The following is a 3,727-nucleotide window of genomic DNA, read 5'->3' as shown; positions in this document are numbered from 1 at the left end:
CTGCCTCGCTGTCCACTTTTCAAGGTCCCTCTATAAAGCTTTTTGCGCAACTTCTTTAGTTTAGCAGATTTATTCTTCTCTGTCAACCCCTCATTTCTGTCAGCGCAAAAAAGCGACGTTTATTAATATATCATCTTTTTAATTCCGATTCAATCTCTATAAAAGGTCGTATAGGCTTATTTCTCCTGCCTTATATACTTCATTCTCTTTTATACTTCAGAATCCTTTAAATTACTCCAATTTATTTAGTTCTTCTTTGATCTTTTTGAAATCTTCCATTGCCGGCCCCAACTTTTCAGGGTCTCTTAAAATAGCAGCCGGGTGATATGTAGCAATTATTTTAACTCCTTTTCTCTCAAACCAGCGTCCCCTCATGGTAGTTATTTTAAAATCTTTATCTATTATGGCTTTAGCAGCTGTAGCTCCAAGACATACAATGATTTTAGGTGCTATTATAGCTACCTGATTTCTCAGATAAGGCAGACATGCATCAATTTCACTTTGCAATGGAACTCGGTTGTTAGGGGGCCTGCACTTCACAACATTAGTAATGTACACCTCATCTCTACGTATTCCAACATCTTCAAGCATTTTATTAAGAAGTTGGCCAGCTCTTCCTACAAAAGGTCTGCCCTGTAAATCCTCATCTCGCCCTGGTCCTTCGCCGACAAACATCACCTTTGCTCTTAAATTCCCTTCTCCAAACACCATATTAGTTTTTGTCTTATATAAATCACACTTCGTACAATGCAAGCAAGCAAGGTATAATTCTTTTAAAGGTAAAAGCGCCATAATTTATCACCTTTTTCGATATTTCTCCCTTTCAATTTCATAAAGATTATTTCCATAACAATCTATAGCGACAATCAATGGAAAATCCTCAACAGTAAGCTTATAAATAGCCTCTGGTCCCAAGTCTTCATATGCTATTATTTCTGCTCTTTTGACTCTTTGGGCAAGTAAAGCACCAACTCCTCCTACAGCAGTAAAATAAACCACTTTATGTTTTTTCATGGCTTCCACAACTTCTTCCGACCTCAAACCCTTTCCAATCATCCCTTTTAATCCCAATTCAATCAATTTAGGAGTATATTTGTCCATTCTCCCACTTGTAGTAGGTCCACAACTTCCAATAGCTTGTCCTGGTCTAGGAGGACAAGGTCCAACATAATAAATTATAGAATCTTTAATTTCAAAAGGAAGTATCTCACCTTTATCTATCGCTTCAACCATTCTTTTATGAGCCTCATCTCTCGCAGTGTATATGTCTCCTGATAACAAAATCAAATCCCCAGCTTTTAATTGTACTGTTGTTTCTTCTTTTAAAGGTGTATGCAATCTTATGAACATAACTTCTCCCACCTATAAATAAAATTATAATACAAAAGTAGCATGTCTTGTAGCATGACAACCTAAATTCACTGCAACGGGTAAAGAAGCAATGTGAGTAGGATATACTTCTATGTGAACATCTAGGGCAGTAGTAGTCCCTCCAAGGCCCATTGGCCCAATACCTAAAGAGTTTATTTCATTTAAAAGCTCTTCTTCCAACCTAGCAATTAAAATATTCTGATGCCTTTCGCCGACTTTCCTCAACAGTGCTTTTTTAGCCAGATAGGCTGCATATTCAAAATCTCCTCCAAGACCAATCCCCACAATGATAGGAGGACATGCATTAGGACCAGCTTTCTCTATGGTTTCTATCACAAATCTTTTTACCCCTTCTAAACCATCTGAAGGCTTTAACATCTTCAAAGCACTCATATTTTCACTTCCAGCACCTTTGGGCATTACAGTTATAACAAGCCTATCCCCTTGAACAATCCGATAATGTATTATAGCGGGAGTATTATCACTCGTGTTAATCCTTTCTACAGGGCTTTTCACAACAGACTTCCTTAAATAACCCTCCTTATAACCCAATCTCACTCCTTCATTAATAGCTTCTTCCAGATCGCCACCCACAACGCATACTTCTTGTCCTATCTCTACAAAAACTACGGCCATTCCTGTATCCTGGCATATAGCCATTTTCTCTTGCATAGCTATTTCAGCATTTAAAATTATATCTTCAAGAATTTTTTGACCTAAAGGACTTTTTTCCTCCTTCTTCCGGATTTTGAGCCCTTTTAATATATCATCCGGTAAATTATAATTCGCTTCAATACACAGCTTTTTGACAACTTCCACGATTTGACTAACTTTTATTTCCCTCAAAGTTTTTCACCTCTAAACTGCCTTATATGATTATAATACTATTTTTGATGTTGATTTTGCAATTTCTTTGAAAATTTTTTATAATGGTTTATTGCATAGTATTTTAACAAAATCCCTATAAAATAAATAACAGAAAGGAGGTTTTTTAAATTGAAGTGCACAGTGTGCGGGAAACCCGCTATAGTTAAATTCCCTGCCCATAACTCTGCTTTCTGTGAAGAACATCTAGATGCATTCTTTTTAAGACAGGTTTCAAAAACGATTGAAAAGTATAAAATGCTCCCTCCAAAAGGAAGAGTAGTAGTAGCAATTTCTGGAGGGAAAGATTCTCTCGTGACTGCCTATGTCCTAAAAAGACTGGGGTATGAAGTCCTCGGTTTTTTTGTAGACCTTGGAATTACTCAAAACGACTTCTCTCCTCGATCCAGAGAAGTTGTAGAAAACTTCTGTAAAGAACATGATATTCCCCTTGAAGTAGTAGATCTAAAGAAAAAATATGGCAAAGGTATTCCAGAAGTAGCAAAAAGGCAAGATAGAATATGCGCTATATGCGGTGTTACAAAAAGACACCTCATGAATGAATATGCACTATCTGTCAATGCTCACGCTTTAGCAACTGGCCATACCCTAGACGATATGGCAAAACTTTTGTTGGCAAACCTCATGAGATGGGACCTACACCACTTAGCTAAGGGAGTTCCTACTCTGCCGGCAGAACCCGGATTTGCTAAAAAAATAAAACCCCTTGCATTCCAGTCTGAGGATGAAATAATAGCTTTTGCTAAACTTCACAATATAAAACCAGTAGAAGCAAAATGCCCTTATGGAAGAGAAGCAAAATACAATAGATACCAAGAAGCATTGGACATGCTAGAAGAAAAGTCACCAGGAATTAAAAGGTCTTTTTATAAAAATTACACGAAGTATGCTTATTTATTTGAGGGCACCCAGGCCCGACCTCCAAAGGTAAACTGTGAAATATGCGGATTTCCCTCTGTCTCACCCATATGCACCTTCTGCCGCACTTGGGTTGTAGAAAATGAAAAGAAAAATGAATAAAATGGCGCCTTTCAGGCGCCATTTTATTAATACATTTGCTATTTTTCTAAAACTCTATAAAGCACTGCAGCTGCTTCTGCTCTTGTAGCATTATTCTTAGCTCTGAAAGTATTATCCTCATATCCTCTCACTATTCCAAGCTTTACTGCGTTCGCTACCACATCCCTCGCCCATTCGCTTATCTTGTCATTGTCTGTAAATGCTGTATTCCCTATGTTCTCCTCTTTGTACCCTGTCAGTTTTGCGTATACTCTCATTATCACTGCTGCCATCTCTTCTCTTGTTATAGGGTCATCCGGCCTCATCTTTTTGCCGTCTCCTATCATTATCCCTGCTTGATATGCTGCTTCTATCGCATTTGCATACCATGCCCCTTCTTTTACATCCTCAAATTCCCCTTTGTATGGCTTCTCTTCTATCCCCAGCGCTCTTATCATCAATGCTGCAAATT

The 3,727-nt window shown here is 37.9% G+C and carries 5 protein-coding genes; 1 reads left to right on the top strand and 4 read right to left on the bottom strand.

Annotated features, from left to right (window positions below; genetic code table 11):
- Positions 1-231: 231 nt before the first annotated feature.
- From ACPLVE_RS10970 to ACPLVE_RS10960, 3 genes are read right to left on the bottom strand one after another with little or no spacing between them, the layout of a single operon-like run.
- Entirely contained in the window at positions 232-792 is a 561-nt protein-coding gene (locus tag ACPLVE_RS10970) for a uracil-DNA glycosylase (RefSeq protein WP_424611581.1), read from the bottom strand.
- A gap of 6 nt (positions 793-798) precedes the next feature.
- Positions 799-1,350 carry a Fe-S-containing hydro-lyase gene (locus ACPLVE_RS10965; RefSeq protein WP_424611580.1) on the bottom strand — a complete coding sequence of 184 codons (552 nt, stop codon included), beginning with the start codon at positions 1,348-1,350 and terminating at the stop codon, positions 799-801.
- Positions 1,351-1,374: 24 nt separating this feature from the next.
- Complete coding sequence (locus tag ACPLVE_RS10960) at positions 1,375-2,217, bottom strand: fumarate hydratase (RefSeq protein WP_424611579.1); 843 nt, start codon at positions 2,215-2,217, stop codon at positions 1,375-1,377.
- 150 nt (positions 2,218-2,367) lie between these two features.
- Here ACPLVE_RS10960 and ACPLVE_RS10955 point away from each other — a divergent pair, with 150 nt between their 5' ends.
- A complete protein-coding gene (locus ACPLVE_RS10955) occupies positions 2,368-3,276 on the top strand; it encodes an ATP-binding protein (protein ID WP_424611578.1) in 909 nt (302 codons plus the stop codon).
- A gap of 38 nt (positions 3,277-3,314) precedes the next feature.
- Here ACPLVE_RS10955 and ACPLVE_RS10950 read toward each other — a convergent pair.
- Positions 3,315-3,727, bottom strand: a 413-nt coding sequence (locus ACPLVE_RS10950; RefSeq protein ID WP_424611577.1) for an S-layer homology domain-containing protein, incomplete at its 5' end; no start/stop codon positions are given.

The sequence above is a fragment of the Caldanaerobacter sp. genome (assembly GCF_049701115.1).
Taxonomy (GTDB): Bacteria; Bacillota; Thermoanaerobacteria; order Thermoanaerobacterales; family Thermoanaerobacteraceae; genus Thermoanaerobacter.
This window is presented reverse-complemented; position numbering and strand designations above follow the sequence as displayed.

Bases quoted from the DNA above. Each gene is read 5' to 3' on its own strand.
- ACPLVE_RS10970 (WP_424611581.1), bottom strand. From the start codon at position 792: ATGGCGCTTTTACCTTTAAAAGAATTATACCTTGCTTGCTTGCATTGT.
- ACPLVE_RS10965 (WP_424611580.1), bottom strand. From the start codon at position 1,350: ATGTTCATAAGATTGCATACACCTTTAAAAGAAGAAACAACAGTACAA.